This is a genomic window from Salinibacter sp. 10B (assembly GCF_002954405.1).
Taxonomy (GTDB): Bacteria; Bacteroidota; Rhodothermia; order Rhodothermales; family Salinibacteraceae; genus Salinibacter.
On record NZ_MQWC01000005.1, the window covers coordinates 17,549 to 40,293 of the forward strand.

General features: G+C 61.1%; 19 protein-coding genes. 17 read left to right on the plus strand and 2 right to left on the minus strand.

The genetic code is table 11. The features are described 5' to 3' along the window. The first annotated feature begins 41 nt into the window (after window positions 1-41). Entirely contained in the window at window positions 42-608 is a 567-nt protein-coding gene (locus BSZ35_RS17740) for an NAD(P)H-dependent oxidoreductase (protein WP_105013940.1), read from the plus strand. Window positions 609-670: 62 nt separating this feature from the next. Then, a complete protein-coding gene (locus BSZ35_RS19770; RefSeq protein ID WP_146110157.1) occupies window positions 671-784 on the plus strand; it encodes a low temperature requirement protein A in 114 nt (37 codons plus the stop codon). A 648-nt stretch (window positions 785-1,432) separates the two neighbouring features. Here BSZ35_RS19770 and BSZ35_RS17745 read toward each other — a convergent pair. Continuing rightward, window positions 1,433-4,099, minus strand: coding sequence for a hypothetical protein (locus BSZ35_RS17745; RefSeq protein WP_146110158.1), 2,667 nt, complete (start codon window positions 4,097-4,099; stop codon window positions 1,433-1,435). A 527-nt stretch (window positions 4,100-4,626) separates the two neighbouring features. Here BSZ35_RS17745 and BSZ35_RS17750 point away from each other — a divergent pair. From BSZ35_RS17750 to BSZ35_RS17820, 15 genes are all read left to right on the plus strand, one after another. Further along, a complete protein-coding gene (locus tag BSZ35_RS17750) occupies window positions 4,627-5,721 on the plus strand; it encodes an ATPase, T2SS/T4P/T4SS family (protein WP_105013942.1) in 1,095 nt (364 codons plus the stop codon). A gap of 86 nt (window positions 5,722-5,807) precedes the next feature. Further along, the gene (locus tag BSZ35_RS17755; protein ID WP_181149428.1) at window positions 5,808-6,224 is read left to right on the plus strand and encodes a TrbC/VirB2 family protein; all 417 of its coding nucleotides are present in this window, start codon (window positions 5,808-5,810) and stop codon (window positions 6,222-6,224) included. A gap of 138 nt (window positions 6,225-6,362) precedes the next feature. Continuing rightward, complete coding sequence (locus BSZ35_RS17760; RefSeq protein ID WP_181149429.1) at window positions 6,363-6,662, plus strand: VirB3 family type IV secretion system protein; 300 nt, start codon at window positions 6,363-6,365, stop codon at window positions 6,660-6,662. 25 nt (window positions 6,663-6,687) lie between these two features. Next, window positions 6,688-9,378 (plus strand): hypothetical protein, encoded by a 2,691-nt coding sequence (locus BSZ35_RS17765; protein ID WP_105013945.1) that lies wholly within the window; start codon window positions 6,688-6,690, stop codon window positions 9,376-9,378. Next, complete coding sequence (locus tag BSZ35_RS17770) at window positions 9,375-10,187, plus strand: hypothetical protein (protein ID WP_146110159.1); 813 nt, start codon at window positions 9,375-9,377, stop codon at window positions 10,185-10,187. Before BSZ35_RS17765 ends, BSZ35_RS17770 begins: the two co-directional genes overlap by 4 nt. A gap of 185 nt (window positions 10,188-10,372) precedes the next feature. Next, on the plus strand, window positions 10,373-11,038 hold the full coding sequence (locus BSZ35_RS17775; protein WP_146110160.1) for a hypothetical protein: 666 nt from the start codon (window positions 10,373-10,375) through the stop codon (window positions 11,036-11,038). 37 nt (window positions 11,039-11,075) lie between these two features. Next, the gene (locus tag BSZ35_RS17780; protein ID WP_105013948.1) at window positions 11,076-11,849 is read left to right on the plus strand and encodes a hypothetical protein; all 774 of its coding nucleotides are present in this window, start codon (window positions 11,076-11,078) and stop codon (window positions 11,847-11,849) included. A 150-nt stretch (window positions 11,850-11,999) separates the two neighbouring features. Then, window positions 12,000-12,650: a hypothetical protein gene (locus tag BSZ35_RS17785; protein ID WP_105013949.1), complete on the plus strand. Its 651-nt coding sequence runs from the start codon at window positions 12,000-12,002 to the stop codon at window positions 12,648-12,650. Window positions 12,651-12,797: 147 nt separating this feature from the next. After that, on the plus strand, window positions 12,798-13,778 hold the full coding sequence (locus BSZ35_RS17790) for a hypothetical protein (protein ID WP_146110161.1): 981 nt from the start codon (window positions 12,798-12,800) through the stop codon (window positions 13,776-13,778). 61 nt (window positions 13,779-13,839) lie between these two features. Continuing rightward, a complete protein-coding gene (locus BSZ35_RS17795) occupies window positions 13,840-14,799 on the plus strand; it encodes a VirB8/TrbF family protein (RefSeq protein WP_105013951.1) in 960 nt (319 codons plus the stop codon). Between the two features lie 488 nt (window positions 14,800-15,287). Continuing rightward, the gene (locus tag BSZ35_RS17800; protein WP_181149432.1) at window positions 15,288-16,106 is read left to right on the plus strand and encodes a TrbG/VirB9 family P-type conjugative transfer protein; all 819 of its coding nucleotides are present in this window, start codon (window positions 15,288-15,290) and stop codon (window positions 16,104-16,106) included. Window positions 16,107-16,191: 85 nt separating this feature from the next. Continuing rightward, on the plus strand, window positions 16,192-17,985 hold the full coding sequence (locus BSZ35_RS17805; RefSeq protein ID WP_105013953.1) for a TrbI/VirB10 family protein: 1,794 nt from the start codon (window positions 16,192-16,194) through the stop codon (window positions 17,983-17,985). A 65-nt stretch (window positions 17,986-18,050) separates the two neighbouring features. Next, window positions 18,051-20,168, plus strand: coding sequence for a type IV secretory system conjugative DNA transfer family protein (locus BSZ35_RS17810; RefSeq protein ID WP_181149434.1), 2,118 nt, complete (start codon window positions 18,051-18,053; stop codon window positions 20,166-20,168). Window positions 20,169-20,432: 264 nt separating this feature from the next. Beyond that, complete coding sequence (locus tag BSZ35_RS17815) at window positions 20,433-20,732, plus strand: hypothetical protein (protein ID WP_105013955.1); 300 nt, start codon at window positions 20,433-20,435, stop codon at window positions 20,730-20,732. Between the two features lie 93 nt (window positions 20,733-20,825). Then, entirely contained in the window at window positions 20,826-21,497 is a 672-nt protein-coding gene (locus BSZ35_RS17820; protein WP_105013956.1) for a hypothetical protein, read from the plus strand. 374 nt (window positions 21,498-21,871) lie between these two features. On the opposite strand, the gene BSZ35_RS19990 is transcribed toward BSZ35_RS17820, so the two are convergent. Continuing rightward, entirely contained in the window at window positions 21,872-22,153 is a 282-nt protein-coding gene (locus BSZ35_RS19990; protein ID WP_258096788.1) for a hypothetical protein, read from the minus strand. Window positions 22,154-22,745 lie beyond the last annotated feature (592 nt).

Sequence of the window (22,745 nt, forward strand, 5' to 3'; positions counted from 1 at the left end):
GTTTCCCGTTCCTCTTCTTCTCCACAAGAACACAATATCCGATGCCTACGACCCACGTCTTTGCATTCGCCGGCAGTCTTCGCGAGGGCTCCTACAATCGGGCCCTGCTTCGCGCTGCACAGGAAGAAGCCCCTGAGGGGGTGACGATTGAGATCTTTGACCTCACCGGCGTGCCGCTCTACAACGCCGACCTTGAAGCCAAAGGCGATCCCGATCGCGTGACGGCCCTCAAGGATGGCATTCGGACGGCCGATGCGGTGCTCATTGCCACCCCGGAATACAACCACGGGGTGCCTGCCGTTACCAAAAACGCCGTCGACTGGGCGTCGCGCCCCCCGAAGGACTCCCCCCTCGACGGAAAGCCGGTGGGGATCATCGGGGCCTCACCCGGCATGACGGGCTCGGCGCGTGGGCAGAGCCAGCTCCGACAGGCGTTCGAATTCACCAACTCCTACTGCATGCCGCAGCCCGAAATCCTGGTGGCCCGTGCCCACGAGAAGTTCGACGAGGAGGGGCGCCTCACCGACGAGAAAACGCGGTCCTTTTTGGGGAAATATCTTACCGCCTTCGAGGAGTGGGCGACACGCGTTTCTGAAGATGGACGCTAGGTTGCTCTCCGCATCTTTTCCTCCTTCGATCTCCAATCGTTCTCGCCTGTAAAGACGTGCCCATGGCTACTCCGTCCATCGTTTCCCCCGAGGACCAGAGCGCGACATTCGTCGAGCTGTTCTTTGACCTCGTCTTCGTCTTTTCGGTGACGCAGGTCGTAGCTGCTCCATCATGACTTCAACTGGACTGGGGTCGGGCAGACGGTGCTCGTGTTTTGGCTCGTATGGTGGGCCTGGACGCAGTTTGCGTGGACCCTAAACGCGGTCGACACGACGCATCACGGGGTGGGGCTCTCACCCTTGTGGCCACCGCGGGAAGTCTCTTTGGCGCACACCGCGGCGCGGGTCTGGTCCCTAGCTTCGCTCGGGGGACTCGTCGCCGTTCTGGAGCGACGAGCGGACCGCCCTCTGGTGGACGTGTCCGAATAGTCCTTGGGTTTTCGATACTATCACCGGGCGTGGAAACGAATTCGAGACCCGTCAGATGTGGGGGTAGATATGGTGTGTCAAAGCCCCGCCGGGTGCATTAGGACCGAGTGGCCCTACTGTACTTGAAGTGAGGTGACCCCAATTTCTGTACCATGGTGCATGTTAGACTGGTGCCGGGTGACGGGTTACTTGAGGGGAGACTTGGATGACCAGTTGCCGCAAATCCCTGAAGGGGCCGAAGCTTAGCCAGAGCCGAACCGATGTAGCTTACGAGCACTATTTCCAGCGGTGCGGCGGTTTCTTTCTCCTTAGATCCCCCCGCAGCGCAGGTTGCAACAGGGCCAAGAGAAGCTTCCAGCTACTTTCTATGAGGCTCGATCATCGGACGGGGAATCTCATGTTTCTGCCTGCATCCACTGCCGAAGTGTCCGAACCAGCCTGCGAAGCAGTCCAGGCCGGTAGTGCCTCTCACGCCAGATGTCCACGAAGGGCCGAGAGGAGGGACCATAACGCTCTGATCCGAGAGAAGCGGGGGAAAGCCCAGCCTCGGCGGCAGCCACCCATGCGAGGAAGGCCCTGTGGGGATCGTTCCTGAGTTCTTCAGGAAGAGGCATTTCCCCTACCGCGTCCATGGCTTCGGCGGCTCCATTCAAGAGCACACCTAGGGCCTCGGCCCGAGCCTCTCGTTCAGAAGAGCCTGTCGTTTGTCTGCTGTTCAAGGAGAGGTTGGCAGGGTCTGCGGAAGCGGAATCGTTCAGGAAGGTAGGCCGGACGGCAAGAAGGCCTTTCCGCAACTCAGGCCGTAGTTCGGGTCCAGAGCCAACCAGAATTTGGCGCGAGCCAAGAGGGCAGGAGTGCTCGCCTCCATTCTCGGAGTTGGGAGGCAACGCAGGACTCTTGGTCAGAAAGCGAGCAGTCAAGCAGCAGATAAACCGGCAGGCGGGGGACGCTATCGGGCGGGGCTCTTCGTAGCACGGGGGCTCTTGGAATGGAATGTCCTGGCGTAGGCCCCAAAAGCTCGGATCGGCCGTAGCTTCCAGGCACGTAGAAAGAAGGGGTTGAAACTGGCTCAGTGGCTTGCTGGACCTTGGGTCGAGCAGGAAGGCCAGCTGCGTGGCTAGCCAGGAGAGGCGCCGAGGATCATCTCCTTCTAGGAGAAGGGGAGGCACAGGCCCAGTAGGGCAGAGCGCCCCGAGGAGCCATCCCCGAATTCCGATCCAGGCCTCGCCCGCCTCAATCTGAAGGAATTTACGGAAGGCGGTGAGGGAGCCTCTCTTTTTGGGTGCAGGCAGGGGACGGGCATACTCGCTTCGAAGGAAAAGAACAGGGGCGCTGGAGCGGGCCTGCCACTCGCCAGGTTTCACTTCGAGAATGGTGTTTTCGCCGGCGTCAATGTAGATTGCTCCGTTTCCGAAAGCGACGCGTGAGGAGACGTGGGCCGGAGAGGGCACTGCTGGAGTGAGAAACAAGAGGGCCGCCCGGCAGGCATCTGGACTTGGGATCCGTTCACTGCGGTTGTAGGTGAGGCGAAGGAGTAGGGGTACGACGAGCGGGCCGTCAAGGGGATACGCTTTGCCAGAAATAGCGGGGCGATGAGCCTCTCCAGCCTGCTTTTGGGAGCCGCTCTTTGTGGAGGAGAGAAACGGAAACACCAGGTAGAAGGCACCGCCCGCGCTCAGGACCTCTGCGCCCTCCTCCTCAAGGAGACGAATCACCCTCCGGGTCTCTGAGGAAAAGCTGGGTCCAGAAGAACGGGAGGTCCCGTTCTCCCTTGAGGAGGCCTTCCCGGCTCCGATATCTGAGTATTCATTCTCCCGAGATCCGTTCTGCCGAGAGGGGGGCGTCTCAAGAGCTTCTGTAATCGATTCTGGCTCAGTGGACTCGAGAAGGCCCGCCTCCTCTGAAGGAGCAGCCTCTTCCAAGAGATCGGACTCTTTCGCAGGATCAGTCCCCTTTGAGCAGAGATCTCTCACATCCGGTTCGGAATCCGAAGTGGAATCCTCTGACATGTAAATATCCGAATCGGAGACCTCCGACTCGGTAGAGGGAAGAGAAAATCCAACCGCTCCATTCCGGCTTTTGACCTCAATTTGGTCGAGACTGTCGAGGACCGCTCCAAGGGAGCCTTCGTCATAGGGCATCTCCACGCCGATTCCCTCCCACTCGGAAATGTCTGCACCGATTTTTTCCCATGTGGGGTCCTCATCCTTAAACTTTGCCTCTTCGGGAGGTTGACTTGGGGGCAGCCCTGGAGACGTTTCTTCGAAGACCTGCCCAGACCGAACGCTACCGCCGGAGACGAGGTATTCTTTGATCTCTTTGAGGGAGGCGGAGGGGCCAGGGACCGCCTCGAAATCAATCTCGTGCGTCGGGTGCGCCCGGCTGAAAAGATAGGGCGACTGGTCGGCCAGGCGGAGCAAATCTTCTGCGCTTCCCCCGCTTTCAGCCCACGCGGAGAGGTCAAAGTGCTCCTCAGTTGAGGGGAGGCGGAGGACCTTGATGCTTTCTGCGACGCCTCTGAGATGCTTTGCGACCTGCCGCGCATGGTCGAAACCAGCCTCGTCAATGTCGGGGGCGATCCAGATGTGAGCGCCCTTGAAGTAGTGGGAGAAGGAGGTTCTCCATTTCCCGGCTCCGCCGGGTGCGGTCGTCGCGAAGTAGAACCGGTCAGAGGACGCTTCGAGCGAAGACCGCATCCGGAGGGCCGTCTCTACGTCCTTTTCACCTTCGACGATCAGGATTGGTTGGCCTTCACCGATCGCTTCCAGCATTTCGGGGAGAAGGTAGGGGAGGCGCTCTACGTCCTGCAGGGACCACGTCCAGCCGCCCTTTGGATTGGGCCTACGCTGCCGGAACGCCTTCGGCTCGAAGCGCACGACCTGGTAGAGGAGGGTCCCCTCCGCGTCGAAGTAGTCGTAGGTGTCTTCAATTCGGGTTGAGCGGCCGCTTTTCTTTTTCGACCTGGACGATTGGGTGGACGACTTTGCGTTGGGGGATTTCGGGTTGGGTGACCTCGTAGTGCGAGAGGCCTTCTTCGGAGAAGTATTGTCGGGAGAAGACATGTCCGACTTGTTTTTCCTGGAAGGAGCAGGCTCAGAGCGGGAGAGGTAGAGATCGCTCATTTCGAGTCCGACCGCACGTACGACGGCCTCTGTTTGGCACTTTGCGTGGCAGTGAATAAGCAGGCGGTCTCGGATCAGCGAGATGGAGAGGCTCGGAGTCCGGTCGTGGTGTGCGGGGCAGCGGGCCTTCCAGCGAGCCAGGTATTTCCCGCTGTTGGGGAGCTGCTTCAGGCCCTTGAGGCGCCTGAGGAAACGGTCATGCTTGGGCATTGGGCCAAATGGGCATAAAGGAGTTGGTAGCAATGGGGACAAGAGAGGGCCCCAGGGGAAGAGGAAGCCGTCGGTGAGTTTCAGGCCACAAGTCCCAATAGAAGCGGGGCCAAGGCTCTCGTCAAGATCCGCCTGGCTCATCTTTGTGTAAGCCGTCCATAACAGCCACGTAGACATCTGGCGCAAATATGGGTTTTGGGCACTAGGGCTCTTGACAGGAGCGGAGACCGGGCGTATGATGGGCGCCGGCTTTCCGAATGCATAAGGAAAACCTCACACTGGCAAGCGGCTCCCTCCTGACGAAAATCATGCACGAGACCCACCACCTAGAGCGAGAAAGTGCCCGTCGCATGGCCCACTATTTAGAACCGGTCCGGCGGTTTATGGATGATGAGAATGTCACCGAGATCTACACCAGTCCTCTCGACGGACGTGTGTTTTTAGACACCCGGCAGGAGGGACGCGTAGGCACGGAGACGTTTCTGTCTCCCGGGGACATTCGCTCGTTTCTCAGCGTGGTGGCTGACCGGCAGGCTGAGACCCTTGGACCGGGCAACGAATCGATTCAGGCGCAGCTTCCGGAGGCAATCTTTGGCGGCGCGCGGTTGCAGGGCATCTTGCCCCGGATTGTGCGCATGCCCTGCCTGAACATCCGCAAGCGTCCCACTCGGATTTACACCCTCGCCGACTACGTGGCGCAGGGCGCCCTTACGCCGGGGCTCAAGGCGAGCCTCGAAGAGGCGGTGGCCCAGCGAAAGAATGTCCTGGTAGCCGGGGGCACGGGGAGTGGCAAGACCACCTTCGTGAACGCCCTCCTGAAGGCGATGACTGATTACGGCCCACGGGAGAATTTCCTTCTGATTGAGGACACGCCCGAGCTGCAGTGCGAAGCGGAGGACCGGCGGGAGTTTCAGACAACCCTCCATTCGCCTATGGCCCATCTCGTTCGGATGAGCCTCAGAGCCAGCCCCGACCGGATTATCGTCGGAGAGGTGCGCGACGGGAGCGCTTACTACCTGATGGACGCCTGGTGCACGGGTCACCCCGGTGGGGCCGGCACCGTCCATGCTACGAACCCCGTGGGGGCGCTCCGCCGCATGGCGCGCCTCGCCCGCCAGGCCTACGACGTGGACCACCGCGTCCTTGTCGCCGAGTCGATCGACCTCGTCTGCGTGATTCGCAAGTCCGGCGAAAGGCGAAAAATCACCGATGTGGTGCAGGTCGGAAAGGACCTTACCCCGTCAGGAGGGTTCGCGTTAACACCGCTCTTCCCGACAGGCTTTTCAACGGGTACCGGTCCGGGTGGGACCGAAACGCCAAACGGCGTTGGGCACGAGGCTTCCAGGCCGTGAGCACTCCGAAGTACACCGACCGGAAGTACGGGGAATCCAGGATCAATCATAAAACCAAACAAACCAGAATACCGATGACTCAGCCCATGTCCTTGATCGATAACAGCAGTTCTAACCACACGTCCAACTCTCGACGGCCGCTCGCGCCTCTTTCAGCTCGAGGCATTGAAGAGGAGAAGAGGAGAGGGGGCAGCGCCAGTTGGGTCCTCCTCACGACGGTTGCGTGCATGGGCTTCCTGCTTGCGCTTGGCGCCACCCCCGCCTTTGCGGCCGGTACGACCGCCGGCGTCCCGTGGGAGACGGCTCTGACCTCGTTCCTCGACATCTTCTCGGGCCAGACGGCGCGGCTCCTGGCGGCTCTCATGTTTATTGGGGGTGCGGTGATCTGGGGCTTTAGCCGCAACGAGGAGGGCTTCCAGATGATCGGCAAGGTCATCGTGTCGGCGGGCCTCATCATCGGCGCAGCGGCCCTCAGCACCACCATCTTCGGAGCCGTGGTTTAGGGCCGGAAGGGGGCGAAGGTGTGGAAAGAAAATCTTTCCTCGTAAAACCGCAATCACAGAAACACTGAAAAGATCAGAATGGAAATCCATCGGCAGCAAGGGGGGTCAGTAGAAGCTCCGATTCTTGAGGCGAACACAGTGCACCAGTCCCTGGTGCGGAGCCCGCTTTTTGCCGGGGTCGAGTTCGGCATCTTGCTCATGGAGGTGGGCATCTCAGTCGCGCTTCTCTTCGTGGCAAACTTCAGCCCGATGGCGATTCTTCCATGCCTCCTGGTCGGACTGGGGATTCACATCCCTACTCAGCGGCTCCTTCGGAGCGACCCGCAGTTTCTTCAGGTTCTCGCGGCCAGCCTCCCCCACCGGGCCTACTACAGCCCCGTCAGCGACGTCCGCGTGCCGCTGCCCAAGCTGAGGTCGTGTATCTCAACGAAGACCTGACCCATCACGCCAAACGAACACGTCCATGGACTTTCTTTCTCTCCTTCTCGGTGCCGGGGGCGGGGCCCTTCTCACAAAGGCCTTGTCGGCAACCCGGGAGTTTCGCCCCGGCGTCACGGGCATCGCCGACCTCCTGCACTGGGATTCTATCATCGGAGAAGGAGCTATTCAGCAGGCCGACGGCTCGATGCTTTGCGGATGGGCCTACCGGGGTGCCGACATGCAGACGGCCACCATCCACGAAAGAAATGCCCTCGCCCGGCAGCTCAACGAGGCACTATTGCCCCTCTCCGACGGCTGGATGTTTCACGTAGACGCCGTGCGGCGGCCCGCCCACTTCTCGGCAAAGGAGGGCGCCTTTCCGGACGGGCTCAGCCGCCTCATCGACGAAGAGCGCCGTTTGGGGTACACCTCTAACTCTCGGGGTCAATCAATCGAGTCGAGATCGGGCTTCTACGAGACGAGCTACGTGCTGACGGCGACCTACAAGCCGCCGGCGGGCGTCTACAACCAGCTCTCGCGGTTTTTCGTGACCGGCCGAGAGCGGAGGGCTGCAAAGATTGATCGACTGGTCGACCTCTTTGAATCGCAGGTATCGGAGGTCGAGATGCGCCTGCGCGGGCCGCTTCGCCTGCGGCGCTTCTCGACAGAAGAGCTCCTTCGCCACCTGCACACGTGCCTTACGGGCCTTCGGCATCCGGTCACGCCCCCGCCGGTCAACGTGGGACTAAATTCCTACCTTGCCGACCAGCAGGTCTTTGGGGGCTTTGCCCCTCGGGTTGGGGACCGGCACGTGCGGGTGGTGTCGCTTCACGGCTTTCCGAACGCAACCTCGCAGGGAATCCTGGGCCGCCTTCACAACCTGCCGGCGGCCTACCGCTGGAGCACCCGTCTCATCATGCTCAGCTCAGAGACGGCCTCCCAACTCATCCGCACCCGGCGGCACTCCTGGTTCAAGAAGCGAAAGGGCCTCGCCGAGGCGATCCGACAATTTGCCGGGCAGCAGGTAAGTGAGGAGCAAAAGCGCATCGAGCGAGAGTTTTTCGAAGACGAGAGCGCAGTGCGGATGGCCACCGACGCGAAGGCGGCGCTCACGCGCATGCAGTCCGCTGAGGCTCGCTACTGCCTCTACACGTCCACGTTCATCGTCATGGAGCAGGAAGAAGCCCGCGCCGAGGAGACCGCGGAAGAGATCCGGGAGGTCCTGGTCGAGGCCGGTTTCCCCAGCCGGGTCGAGGACGTAAATGCCCTGGAGGCCTACCTGGGCTCTCTCCCCGGCAACGGGACGGCCAACAGCCGGCGTTTTGCGGTCCACACCCGCAACGTCGCCGATCTGATGCCGGCAACCCAGATCTGGCCCGGGGCCGAGCACAACCAGAGCCATCTTTTTCCACCGAAATCTCCGGCGCTCCTCTCGGCGAAGACCGACGGGTCGACGCCCTTCCGCCTCAACCTGCACGCCCAAGGGGACGTGGGGCACACGCTCGTGATCGGCGCCACCGGAGCGGGAAAGAGCGTCCTCGTAAATATGCTCATGGCCCAGTGGCTCCGCTATGAAAAGGCACAGGTCTTTCTCTTTGACCTCGGGCACTCGGGCTACCTCCTCGCGAAGGGGGTAGGCGGACGGCACTACCAGCTCTCCCCGGACGCGGGAGCGGCCCTTTCCCTGCAGCCGCTTCTTCAAGTAGACAGTGAGGAGGAACGTGCCTGGGCGGCCTCCTGGATTGAGACCACCATCCAGCTTCAGGGCGTGAGTCCGACGCCCGCCCGGCGGGCCGAGATCGGGCGCGCCCTCAAACTGATTGCGGCCAACCCGCCGCATATGCGCACCCTGGAGGAACTGAAGATCCTGGTTCAAGACAAAAAGGTCGCCGGTGCGCTCGGGCAATTTGTCGGAGAGGGGACCTACGCCCACCTCCTCAATGGAAGCCGGGACGCGCTTGCAGGAGACGCCTTGGGGGGCGACGCCCCGGCGGGGGAGGAAGGCAGGGAGCCAAGTAGCGAGGACACTTCCAGGGTCATTAATCCAGCGTACCAGGTCTTTGAGCTCTCCGCCGTGCGCGACCTTCCGGAGAGCGTCTTCATTCCCCTTCTGCTTTACCTGTTCCATCACGTCGAGCGGCAGCTCCGGGCCGACCGCCCCTCGATCATCGTCTTGGAGGAGGTCTGGCACGCTCTCATGCACTCCAGCTTCTCCGAGCAAATCAAGCAGTGGCTGCTCACGCTCAGAAAGCAGAACGCGGCGGTCGTTATGGTGGCCCACACGCCCGCCCAGATCGCTCAACTCGAAAACCGGGAGATCGTGATCGATTCGTGTCCGACGAAGATTTTTCTTCCCAATCCCGATGCGGTCGATCCGGAGACCAAAGCCCTCTACCGAACGATGGGCCTAAATGAGCGAGAGATCGAGGCGATTGCTGCGGCGACTCGAAAGAAGCACTACTTCTTCAAGTGCCCGGTCGGGAGCCGCCTCTTTGACCTGGATCTGGGGCCTCTGGCCCTGCAATTTGTGGCGATGCCGTCGGGGGACGTGGGTGCCCTTCGGGGGCGGGTCGAGGCGCTGGAGAAGAAACGTGGGCGCGGGTGGGTCGCCCACTGGCTTCGCGAACAGGGGCTTTCCGAATGGGCCAGTCGGTTTGAGGGACCAGTCGAGCCGCCTCTCCAGGAAACAGCGGGGGCCGGTGTGCCGGTCGGCGAGGGGGAGGGAGGCCGATGAGCAGATCAAAGAGATCGATTCTCCTCCGTTTCCGATGGCTCATTGTAGCGGTGCCTCTGGGCATGGCGATGCTTCTGATGGAGGCGGCCCGGCCGGCTCCGGCCCATGCGCAAAGCGAGTTGGCAGTGTCCTGCTCCCCCTGGCTTCTCCTGGGGCGGGATTGTCCGGTGATGGACGTCGTGCGCCGGATTGCCGAGGCCGAGTATGCCGATGGGAGGAAAATAGAGCACCAGCAAAAGCGACTGGAAGAGCTCCTGAGCGCAATCGAAAGTAGCAACCTCAGCAGCTTTGTCTTCACCGATGCCCCGGCGCTCCTCGAGCAAGTCGAGCTCACGCTAAAGGCGGGCTCAGGCCTTGCCTACAGCTCCTCCCGGTTGTTGGGCGAGCTCGATACCCACTTTCTCTCTACGCTGGGCCCGGACTACGATCCCGGCGCGGATGCCCCGGCGCGATACGACGAGCTCCTTCAGGCCTACCGCTCAATTGGAGGCACGGGGCGGCAGGTGGGGGCTGGGCTTACCGACGCGGCCGGTCGGGTGCGGGCCGTGCAGCAGGGCATCGAGGACGTTGGGCAGCTCCTGGGCTTTTCGCTTCCAGGGATCGGGAGCCCGCGCCAGTCGGCCCAGGCAGAGCTGCAGATGGCGATCTACAACGCCGAGGAGACGATCCAGATGCGTCAGGCCATTGCCCTGCAGACCAACGCCGAGATCCTCAGCTACATGGACCGGGTGGCCGACGATCGGATGGAGACTCTCCTCCTGCAGCGGGCCATTCAGGGACCGCTTCTCCCGCTCCTCTCACCAGAATAGCAGCAATATGGTGCTCAAAGGCCAAGTCGAAGGCGCCGAACCAAACGCTCAAAATTACCCGCTAAACGATGAACATCATCACAACATGTGACTCCTCCAAAGCTGACTCGATGCAAGACCTCAACGGCGAATGCCGCTGGGGAATTCATCTCTCTTGTAGCCGGGCAATCTATCTTGCGCTTCTTGTGGCTGGCCTCTCGGCAGGAGTCGGCTCGCGGCCGGCAGCGGCACAGGTCGGGTTCCCAGTCACCGATCCGGCCAATGCGGCCCAGGAAGCGACGCTCGTGTTCTGGCAGGAGCGGATGACGGGCGATGCGGTGGACAAGCTGATCGAGCTATACGATCAGCACCGTCGCCTCGGGGCCTTCCATTCAGGATCCTTCGATTGGCGAGACGTAGAGCTCGAACTCCTACTTCTGGAGCTCACTTCGGAGGCGGGTGGAGCATTCGGGTACGGACTTCCAGACCTGAAAGCTCGCCTCCGGGCACGGTTTCCAGGGAGCGAGGGGTTTTCGGTCTCTACGCTGGAGGGGATCCGTCAGCAGGCCGGGCGCCACCTAGAGACAGCCCGCAACCAGGCTCAAACCTATCGGCAGCACTATGAGCTGATTCGCGATTCGAGAGATCGAATGGGGGACTACTGGGCAGAGCTGCAGGGCATCGTCGGGGAGCAGCAAGCCTACGATCTCCTTCTCGCGATGGGCGTCCTGGAGGGGGAGGAGTTGACTTTGACCCGCCAGCTTCTGGCGCAAGATCTCCTCCTCACAATTACCTCCAAATCGAGTCACGCGAGCGACAAGGCCCTTCGCATCCGCACGCTCACACAGGGAATTGCGAGTCCCCTTCCGTAGACAACCAGCATCCCGAACGATCAAATAAAAGCCTTACATGAATCTGTTTTCTCTTCTGTGCCTCATTCAGTTCAGGTTGTTGGGTCAGGTGCTTCGAAAGCCTTTTCAGGCAGGCCTGGTGCTCCTTTCCTTTCCGTTTGGCGCCGAAGTCACCTACGGTCAATACCCCGTCCACGATGGTGGCATGGCCCATCAGAACCAGGAAACCCTGACGCGGCACGCGTTCGAGCAGTTCGTAGAGCGACACGCGATCCTGGACTTTACGCGAGAGATGATGCGCGGCCTCCCGGACTCGAAATTTGAGTGGCGGGATGCCGTTGAGCACGCCCTCGCCGTCGAGACTGTACTGAGCGAGACAGATGTCCTCGGATACACCCGAGGAGACCTCCGGCTCTTGGTTGAAGAGGCGTATCCTGGGTTTGCGCCGGTCGCCGACTGGGCGATCCAGCAAGAGGGGCGCGCAAGGCAGGTGATCGGGACCCATCGGGCCATTCTCCTTTCGATTGCCGAGGATCAACTCCGGTGGAACGCGCAGCAAGGGCGGCTTCTTCGCCTCAAAAACCGAATTGACGGGGTCGGGGAGAGCTGGGGAAGCGTTGTGACGCCCCTTCTCCCAGACGTAGCCCCCAGGCAAAAACTCATGGAGCTTCGGGCAAACGTGAGAGCCGTTGCTCAGCGAGAGACGCTTCTCCTTCGCGAAGCCATGCTTGCCCGCTCGCTTCTCTACAACTTGCAAAACACCACCGGGCCGGACGCGAAGGCCCGGCAGCTGGCCCTGACAGAGAGGGCCATCGGAATCGCGTCTCCGTGAGCGATCTCCATGCCAACCGTCTCACTCACGCTAATCCCAGACGAACGAAAAACGATGGGGCAAAAGCAAAGCAGAGGTACCCGGTATACAACCCATTCGGCGCATACACAGCATTCAACTCGTATTCTGCACCTCGCGCTGCTTTTCCTGATGGGAAGTCTTCTCGTCCCTGCACTTCCAACTGATAGTCACGTCGCCACCGCCCAGATTGCGGTCAAAGATAAGCGGCTGAGGAAGCGGACGAAAATCGAAAACAACAAGCGGACGGAGGAAATCATCTATAAGATTTTGGAGCTTGAACGCTTAGTTGATGAGGCCCGCTCACTTGTCCACACCGCCGGGCGTCTCCATGAGATTGAGGACGTGCGCGGACTGGTCGATGCGATTATCGGCGCCGCCGACGAGCTCGGCTATTCCAACGCAGACTTTGCGCTTCTCTACGACGAGATCTTTGCGGGGCCGGATGCGCCTCTTGACGTGCCAACCTACGTCACGGCTGGACATGACCGCCTCCTGCGCAGCTACCGGTCTTTGATGGAGGGGGTGCAGGGCCAGATGGCGACCTTAGAGGACGCTAGCCTCACGGCCCGCCAACTGAAGTGGCAGATTGAAACTGAGGCCACCAACCAAACGAAGGCGCTTCAGCTTCAGGGCGCGATCGACGTCTTCCGCGCCCAGGAGATGATGCTGGTCCGCCAGGCCCTTCACCTCCAGACAAACGTGCAGGGCCTGATGGGGGCCTACGAGGCCAACCGCCAGGCCCTCCAACAGGCCACAATCACGCGCAGCATCGTGCCGTGAGGCCTTCTCCATCTGTATGCTGTTGCCGTTCGATCCGTGCCTCAAGGCACCACTATCCCCACTCTCTTCTTCTGGAAACCCCCTTCCATTGAAGAGCTCCTTCCTCTTTTAGGGACGCTTCTGACGCTCCCCTTGACCCTTTCGTAGATGCCCAGAACGCTGCATTGCCTCCTCAGTCATCCGCTTCTCAAGTACATACTCGCACTTCTGGTCGTCGCGATGGCGGCGCTATTGGACGTGCTCCCAGCCCTTGCGGGAACGGTCACGTGCCCGTCGGGAACGGCGACGACCCCTGAAGTGACGTTCGTGCACACGCTCGTTTCCAACTTCGAATCGACCCTCCGAGGATTCGTCGCAAACGCGCGTCCCATTGCGAGAGACCTTCTCATTCTTCTGGTTGCGTTTGAGCTCATCTCCTCTGCGACCGCCTGGGGCCTGAGCCGCACCGGGCTCGATGAACTTATCATGCGGCTCAGCTTCAAGATCTTGATCTGGGGCCTCATTCTCGCGGTGATCAACGGGACCGGCGTTCCCTCCAGCATTTTCAACCTGGAACACATCGTAAACGGGTTTCGGTCTCTTGCCCGAACAGTGGCGGGCACCTCCCTCCCGACGCCGTATCCGGACGTGGTCATCGGGTGGGCCTTCGACCAAAGCGCCTGCCTGCTGTTGCAGGCCAACACGAATGGGTACCTGCTTTTCGGCCTAACGGGGCTCTGGAGCCTCCTCGCAAGCCTCGGGGTCATCGTCGGGTACACGATCGTGGCCTTTCGCCTCTGGGTTGCGATCATGAACTCGATCATCGCGGTGGCGACCGGGCTGGTCCTCCTGGGATTTGCGGGGTGGCGCGGCACCGCGGGCCTTGCGGACGGGTGCATCACGTGGGTCTTCAGCGCGGCGATCAAGCTATTCTTCCTGGACCTTCTTCTTTACGTAAGTGAGGCGACGCTGCCCCTCGTCCAAGGGGAGCTCGACCTGGTTCTCTCCACGCAGTCGCTGCTCGCGTTTACAGCCGCGCCGCTCGTGGCTTGGTTCTTCGCGGGACTCGCGATCTATATCCCGACCGTGGCCGGCCGTTTCTTTCGGCGCCACGTCAATGTCGGGATTGCCCGCTCGATCAGCTGGTAGGCCCTGATGCTTTGCCGGTGGCTCGGCCCCGTCCCACTTCAATTCTAACCCGAACACCGAAATGACACACTCCACCAATCATTCCTCCAGTCAGGAACACCCAAACCCGCAAAATGGGGCCGAGACTCCTGCCACTTTCTCCACAGAGGATCCCTCCGCAAAGGAAAATCAAAACAGTGGATACCCCTCTGGGGAGGAGCGGAGAGTGGGGGAAGCCACTCCAGTAGGCCGCCTTCTGGCGTGGCTGGGACTGGGCGGGATCTTTGGAGGGGCTGGCAGCGCGAAAAGAATAGGAGGGGAGACAAATGATCAGCCGTCGACGAACGGAATTGCCGCGCCGCCAGGCTGGACGAAAGGCGGCAATCCCTACGTGCGCCCCGAGAAAGAGTGGCAGAGCCGCTACATGGACCTGGCGACGGCAAAGCGGAACTGGCAGCTCATCGCCGGGGCCTCGGTGATTACCTGCCTGGTGCTGGTCGTCGCGTACGTGCAGCTCTCGATGTCCTCCCGCGTGGTGCCCTTCCCAGTGGCGATCGACAGCCTGGGGATCCCCCTCGCGTACGGCACCCTGGAGCCGAAGCCCGATGTCGACCTGGCCGGCCTCGTCGAGCGCTCCAGCATCGCGAGCTTCATTTTGAACACGAGGCGCGTGGTGGCCGATCCCGTCGCCCAGCGTCACGCCATCGAGTCAGCCTACCATTTTTTGGACGCCCGTGGACAAGCCTTCTTGAACGCCTACTTTTCCCGTCCGGAGAACGACCCGCTCCGCCTCGGCAAGCGCATCCGACGAGAGGTGAAGGTCCAGAGCATCCTAAAGATTCCCGGTTCCAGCTCCTACCGGGTCACCTGGACTGAACGAGAACGGGGCATAAGCTCTCGCAAGGTTACAAAAAGCACCTGGGAGGCGATCCTCAACGTGGGCCGCACCTCGCCTACCGAGATCACCGAAAACGCCATCGCCAACCCCCTTGGGACCTACATTCTCGACGTAAACTGGGGGCCTATCAGCGCCTCTCAATAGGGAGAAGACTGGACAGCGCGCTCTCCCACTAAGCCAAACCACCCTCAAACGATCACCCTCCAACGACACTGCTAATGACTTTCCCCTTCGGCGTACCCATTCACACTCCCTCTAGTAGCGAGTGCATTCCGGGTGACATGACAATCAGTCGCCATTCAACTACGGTTCTTCTTTTCCTCGGAGCGCTCCTTGTCGGGGGGCTCCTTTTTGAAACCCCGGCTTTTGCACAATCAGCCGCTTCCACCTCGACAGAAGAGGAAGAGGTCCCGGTTCTCTTATTTGAAGCCCCGGATGCTGTTCGTGCGGACTCGGTCCCGGTAGGATTTCTTCCGTGGCAGGGGATCGAAGTGGATCCGCTCTCGCCTCGGGCCCCTGCGAAAGTCGAGGGGCAAACAGAAAAGTCGTCGGCAACCATGTCCTCCCGAGCGCAAGTACCGCCAGCAAGTGCATCATCAGTAGAGGCTCCTCCAGTTAGGGAGGCCTTGAGCATGGAGGAGGCGGTTCGGGCGTACGAAGAGAGTGGTGCAGCCCTGCCGATTCTCACGCAGGGCCTCTCCCGGCGGGTGCCCTACGGCCACGAGAAGCCGACCCTGCGCTGCAATCAGCTCATCTCCTGTCTCATCATGCTGCAGCCCGGGGAAACGGTGCGTCACACCGTCGCGGGCGACCCCAAGAACTGGAACATCAGCCTCGCCTCGATGGGGCCGGGGGGCGTGACGCCCCTCGTCGTGGTAAAGCCGGTCTTTCCGCTTTCCGACCTGCGAACCAACCTCTTCGTCATGACCGACAAGCGGATTTACGAGGTCGCCCTGGAGGCAGAAGGCATCCGGGACCGCCGGCCGGTGGGGGACCCCTCTCGCTTGAACGTCCTGGAGTTCTACTACCCCGACGAGATGGTGCGCACCTGGCACCAGAAAGCCCGCGTCGAGCACCAGGCCGAAGAGGCCGCTGCTTTGCGCGCCACGACTGGAGAGGTCCTCGACCTCTCGCCGCGAATTGCGCTTACGGACATGAACCACAGCTACAAGTGGAAAAAGGACAAGCGCTTCCCTTGGGAGCCAGCTGCGGTCTTTGACGACGGACGTCACGTCTACATCAGCCTCGAAGAAGGGGCCCAGCATGACGCCTCAGCGACCCTCTTCGCGAGGGGGCTGGACGGCTCGAACGTGATGATCGAATACGTCGTGCGCGGCGGGCGGATCATCACCGACCGGGTCTTCCGGGAGGCGGTCTTTATCTACTCGGAGCCCACCCGGCGAAAGAAGCCGAAGAAATACGAGCTCGTCATCGAGAATACCTCCCGGTAGGAAGGCACTTCCCGATAGAGGATGCCCTCTACCAAAAGTAGATGGGGCATCCACCCCTTCTCAACGCTTTCAGCCAGAAAATGTAATGAGCGACCCCAACTCCATAATTCCGCCCGATCCAGAAGGTCTCTTTCCCACCCGAAAGATCAGCCGTCCTGCCGTGCTCTTCACTGCCGGAGCCGCGCTTGCGCTCATATTTCTCGTTTTGCTTATGACCGTAGGGGAAGAAAGCGCCGAAGGCCCGGAGGCCGAGCTCAGCAGTCAGGCCACGCCGGAGAAAGTTGAAGCGGGCACCATCCCTGAGATTCTTCGGGACCTGGACGAGGAGGTAGATCGATTTGATGACAACAACGTCGCGGCCCGGCATGCGAATGAGGACGGGTCGACCCCGGACAGCGTGGGCGAAAAGAGGCCGAGCGGCGAAGGGAGCGCCAATCAGGCTGAATCGGGCAGCGGACACTCTACGAAAGAACGGCCTGCAGGTGGGCAGTCTTCAGGTGGCAACGTCACCGCCGAGAAGAAATCCAACGGTCAGCGCTCCAACAGTGGCCCATCCAACGGTGCTCCGCCAAGCGGTAACCCCTCCGGCGAGAGCGCCACTGGTGAGCCAAAGAGAGCCGAGGCGCTCCTGGAGCTTCTGCGGAAGCGCAGGGAAGCCTCCTCTGCAGGCGCTGCGTCGCAGGGCCAGTCCTCCGCCTTTGGGTCTTCGGCGCAAAGCGCCTCAAGCCCTGCGCCGGGGACCAGAGACTACTACCGCCAGCAATTGGAACGGCGCGCACGAGAGCGGGCGCTGAGTAGAGGTGCTGACGGAAACTCCCAGCGCAGTGCGTTCAGAGGTGGTGGACGTCCGGGGCAGGATGATCCTGTCGAGAAGGCCTTTATGGCCGGGGCGACGGCCTCGCCCGTCGTGTCCGCAGGCGGGGGCTCCCCGGGAAGCTCCGCATCGATTGGAGCTGAACCTGACCCGCAGGTCCAGCGGCTCCAGCAGATGCAAAAGATGGCTGAGGACCGGGGCGATAGGGAACTCGCGCAGATGATCGCGTGGATGGCAGCAGATGCAGAGTCGGCTTCAAGTTCGTCAGCTGGAACCGCAACCCCAGTGAGATCCGCCCCAGGAAGTGTCGGAGGAGGTTCTTCCCCGCAGTCGAGAACCCATTCTACTCTGACCGGAGCGCTCCCTTCGGAGACCTGGCCGGGAGGACGGCAGCAGGTGGTTCGGATTCGCGCGCCGCTCACGCCGTTTGAGATCAAGGAGGGGACCACGATCCCCGCCCAGCTAGAGACGGCCGTCAACACCGACGTGCCGGGCGGCGTCCGGGCTCGCATTACGCGGAACGTCTACGACTCCCGCACGCAGCAGCACCTCCTCATTCCTAAGGGATCAGTTGCTCTCGGATCGGTCGAGGGCGGGGCCGTCGTCGGCCAACGCCGGATCGCGATGGTTTGGGACCGGCTTCTTCTTCCCGATGGGCGAAGCATTGAGCTTGGCTCCCAGGAGACGAAAGACGGCATTGGCGCCGGCGGCGTGCGGGGCCGCGTCGACAACCACGCGTTTCGCCGCTTCAGCGGTGCGCTCATGGTTTCTCTCGTAGGCGCGGGCGCTCGGATCGCGACGGCCGAGCCCCAGGCCGGTATCGTCGTGGCCCCCAGCGCGAAGACGATCATCGGTCAGGGCGCGGCCCAGCAGACCGCCGAGGTGGCCACCTCGATGCTGGAGCGCAACGTCAACATCCAGCCGACGATCAAGCTGGAGGAGGGGCACCCCTTCCACATCTACCTCCAAAACGACGTGGCCTTTGCCGGGCCCTACCGCCCGACCGACGGCTATATGGGATGGGAAGGCGGCTCCGGATTGGGCGATGGGACACGTCTCCCATGAGCCTTTCTCCTCCGACTGCAGCAGCTCTATTACGCTTCCCCATATCTCACTCTGATTTTGACAAAATGCCTCGCTCCGTCCCTCGCCCGCCCCTTCCCTCAAAGGCTGCTCACCTGATCAGCCTCGTCGTGGCTGCCACATGTGGCCTGCACGCCGGGGTACAATACATGGCCTATATGACGGGCTTTCACCCGGTTCTTGGTGAGCCGGCCTTTGACCTGTCTGGGGTTGGAGAAGATGTTCTTCCGTGGCGCTTTGGCCTCTGGATCCCTCTTGCTGCGGGCTTGCTGCTTGCGTCGGCCGCGAGCCTCCCGTGGGAAGAAGCCAGGCGCTTTGCGCCCGTAGCGCTCGCCGGCGCGATTTTGTCGTTTGAATTCTCTCTCGGGCCGATCTACGGTCTTCAGCACTACCTCAGCTGGATGCGGCTCTTTTTGGAGGAAGAGGCCCTTCGGCCCGTCGCCGAGCAGGCGATGGTCGTGACGACCGGGGGGCTTATCTCGGCGATCCTTCTTCTCCTGGGGGCCTTGAAAGGCTCCTTCCGCCTACGCGAGACGACGAGCCAGGGCTCTGCTCACTGGGGAGAGGAGCGTCCCCTCCAAAACAAAAAGGGCCTCATCCTGGGGAAAAGCAGGCGTCGCCTTCTGCGCTTCGATGGGGAGGGGCACCTCCTTACCCTCGCCCCCACCCGGAGCGGCAAGGGCACCGGGCCGGTCATCTCGAACCTGCTCGCCTATCCGGGGAGCGTCGTCGTCACCGATCCCAAGGGCGAGAACTACTGGGTTACCGCCACGCAGCGGCAGGCCATGGGACAGCGAGTGGTGGCCCTCGACCCGTTTGGCGTGGTGGGCGGCACGGGCGCCTACAACCCCCTCGACATCATCGACACCTCTTCGGAGCGCTGTATCGACTACGCCCGCATGCTGGCGGAGATGATCGTGGTTTCTCGCGGCTCGGCCGACTCCTCGAACTCGAAGTTTTTCCAGACGGAGGCGCGGGCGATCGTCTCTGGACTGATCCTCTACGTGTCCCACGCCAAAAGCGGGCGCGATCGGCACCTGGGCACCGTGCGCGAGCTTCTCACCCTCGCGCCCGAGCTCTTCGAAGCCCTCCTGGAGGAGATGATGGTGACGAGCGGGTGCTTTGGGCTCATCTCCCGGACGGCCGCGCGCATCCTTCAGAAAGAAGACCGGGAGCGCTCCGGCGCGATCAGCACTGCGCAGAGCCACACCCACTTCCTCGACTCCCCGAGTGTGCGGCGCCGCCTTCGCTGGTCGACCTTCCAGATGGAGGACCTGAAGCGAGAGCGGCTTACCCTCTACATCATCGTCCCGATGGACCAGCTCGACGCCTACGCGGGCTTTGTGCGCCTGATTATTGCCTCCTGCTGGATGGGCATAATCCGCGAGACCAGGCGGCCGGAGGAGAACGTCCTCTTTCTGCTTGATGAGTTTGCGAACCTCGGGAAGATGGAGATGATCGGGAGGGCGATTACGCTTTTGGCCGGCTACGCCGCCACGATCTGGATGATCGTGCAGAACCTCGGGCAACTGGAGGTGGAGTACGGGCGCGGCTGGAAGTCGCTTCTGGACGTGGCGGTCCTTCAGACCTTTGCGACCGGCGACCAGGAGACCGCCGAGTACGTGAGCAAGATGACCGGGGAGGCGACCGTCTTTACGGGGAGCCAGGCCGAGAGCCGCTCCCGTGGCAAGGGAGGGCGCGGTCGGCAGCGCTCCTTCAACATGAGCGAGCGCTCCCGCCGCCTCCTGACGCCGGATGAGGTGCGGAGGCTTCCCGCGTCTTGTCAACTGATCTTCCTGAAGGGAGAGCCGCCCATACAAACCAGTCTCCTGCGATACTACGAGGAGAAAGGGCTCTCGGCCCTTGCCGATCCCAACCCTCTCTACGAAGGGACCGTTGAGGAGCAGCGCCGCAATGGGGAGCCCGAAGAACTAGCGCGCCCAGACGCTGATCCTCGCCCGGAGGAAAGTGAGATGCAAGGGGAGGAGGAACGGGCGGAAGAGGCCGCTGAAGGGCCAGGCCCGGAAGCCTCCTCCGAAGCCGGCAGTCAATTCCCGATGCCCGACGAAGAGCCCGTCGTAGACGATTACTTCCTGCCATTTGCACTTCGGAAGGAGGCCCCGTTGAGCGGATCCAGTTCGGAGGGGGAATCGGAGTGCGAATAAGACCCCTGCTCTGGGGGACTACAACCTACACCACCGATCCAACAGACGACGAAAATGAAAAACAACACGCGGAAATCTACGATCCTCTTTTCACGACTCCCCTCGCGAGCACCTCGATTGCGACATGTTCTTCCGGTAGCAAGGGCAGTGGTTCTTGCACTTTATGTTGGCTTGGCAGTCGGATGCGATTCGGTTGGGCCTACTGGGGGAGAAGAAGACAGAACCTTTGACATCGATCGGGTTCAGGTATCGTTTCAGCCGACGATGGTTTACGATCACCCGAGCTTCGAGATCACAATCGAGAACCTCCTGGATTGGGGGCTGGAAGAAGTGGTGATTGACATGTCTTATTGGGTAGATGATACGCAGATCGGGAATACACCGATGCCCTTCACGGCTCAAATTCCCTCTAAACTGAAGGCACGGCAGCGATTCCTCGTTCACACCCTCAATCCCTCCCGGATTACGTCACACGAGGACTACCAGTGTTACCGATACGAGGTGCGCGCCGAGGACGAGAAGGGGAACTATGAGACCAAGAATTATGAGGGCACCTGCTCCTGATCAGTCTCAGCCGAGTACTACGTTTCCCTTACGGCTCTGACGGTGAAAGCAGCACCTTGAAAGGGATCCATCACCCACCTGACGATCACGAACATGCCTTTCCAAAGAGAACCCACAAAACGCGCTGCTGGGGATACCCGCAGCGAAATCAAGTCCCATCACATCGAGCGGCTTTTGAGCATTGATCCTGCGCGACTGGATCTCACAAAAAAGCGCAAGACCTGTCGGAAGGACCTCCAACTTCCCCTCGGGCTTCTCGCCGGGGCCATTGCCGCCCTCGTGGGGGGTGGACTGGCAATCGGTGGGGTCGACATTGTGGCAGGGATCTTTGGGGAGCGGAGCTTCAATCACCTCCTGGTGCAATCGGTGCTGAACGGCGCTGCAGTTCTCATTTTGCTCTCCCCATTGGTGGGGTTCGGGCTCTCGACCGGGCCGGCCCGGAACGCCCTTTGTAGCCTTATCGATTGGCTTCTCGAAGAAGAGATCGGCCGGGCCCGAGCATACGTACAGAAGGTTGAAGAGGAGGAGGGGCTTCTCTGGCGATTCTTGGAGGAAGAAGCGGAAGTGTCCCTTGGGGATTCCCTTGGCGACGAGCGGTGGAGAGAGCTTTCCCGTCAGTCGAGAGAGGGGTGCCTTAATGAAATGGATGTCCAGGGCTACCGGCGTGCCGTTCTGTTTTTGCAATCTCGCTGGAGACAAGACAAGTCATTGAGCAAGAGCGAGCCCTGCGCGGAAAGGCAGCGCGAGGGGGAGGAGGAAGTATGAGCTCACGCGCATTCCAAGCTCAGGCGGACCGCTCGTGTGGGAGGCAGGAGATTTACCGCTGGCAAGAGAGGAGATTCTCTAAATGGATTATTCGTGGGGGAGTGATGGCGGTCACGGTTGTTGGGGTAGCACTTGTCGGTTCAGCTCTCTTTGGCCTTGAGGGTCAAGCGTCCACAGAAATGTTCTCAGGGAGGGGCTTGATCGGAGAACGTTCCGTACTAAAAGAGACCCCTCATTGGGGCGTCCCCTCGGCAGCAGAGAGCATTGACAGAGCGTTGAGCAGAGCCCAGGCGGAAGGCGTTTTCGAGAATAGGCTCCCCGAGAAGGTTCAGCCAGAAACCGGAGCACTTGGGTACCTTCGTCTCCTGGAGCACCTACCCGCCCAGCCGCCGGCGATTGGCAAGGTCAGTTCCCCGTTTGGGACTCGGGCCGTGCCTCACAGGGAGCACCACTACGCGGCTCAGGATTCCCTCCAGGGCGGGGGTCGTTTGGGCAGAGAGGAGTTCCATAGCGGAATTGACATCGCGGTCCCGCCGGAGACGCCCGTCCGAGCACCGGGGCCGGGCATCGTTATAGCGACTGGCCGCAGCCCCAGGCTCGGGACCTACGTCCGCCTCCTCCATAAAGAAGTCCAGCTGGAAACCGTGCTGGCACATCTCTTTCGGGTGGCTGGCGGCCTAGAGCGAGGACAGCCGGTCCGGCGCGGGGAGGTGGTCGGTTTTTCGGGAAACAGCGGGCGAAGCACCGGTCCGCACTTGCACTTCGAGGTCCGCTCCCTTCCGGGTTTGGTACCAGTCGATCCGACTAAGGTATACGCCCTCTACTTTACCTGCCTCGACCACTTGTCGAGGTTCCCCATCGGGTCGATCCACGCCCGCCTTGAACCATATCGAATTTGGGTATCTGAGAGCGGAAAACGCCTCTACGTGAGCAGGTAGTTGCGAAGAAAAGAATCCAGTGGAGGTTGATCGTTTTGTGAAGATATAGTTAATCAAATCCGCTTTAAGCAGGATGTATTTACTGGGACTTGATCTTTAGTTGCTCAAACCTTCTCGTTTAGTTTAACATTGGGTTAGGCATTTCTGGGCTAGTCCTGTTGAGGGATACACTCAACGTGATTGCTGACATTCAGTAATCCAGTCTAGTCACAGCTGTGGGGGGCTCAGTGCAAAATGCTCCGGTTTCGCGGGAAGCGGTCAACAAGGCATGGGGAGATGTCGATGGTTAAACCCGCGATCATCCTCTGGA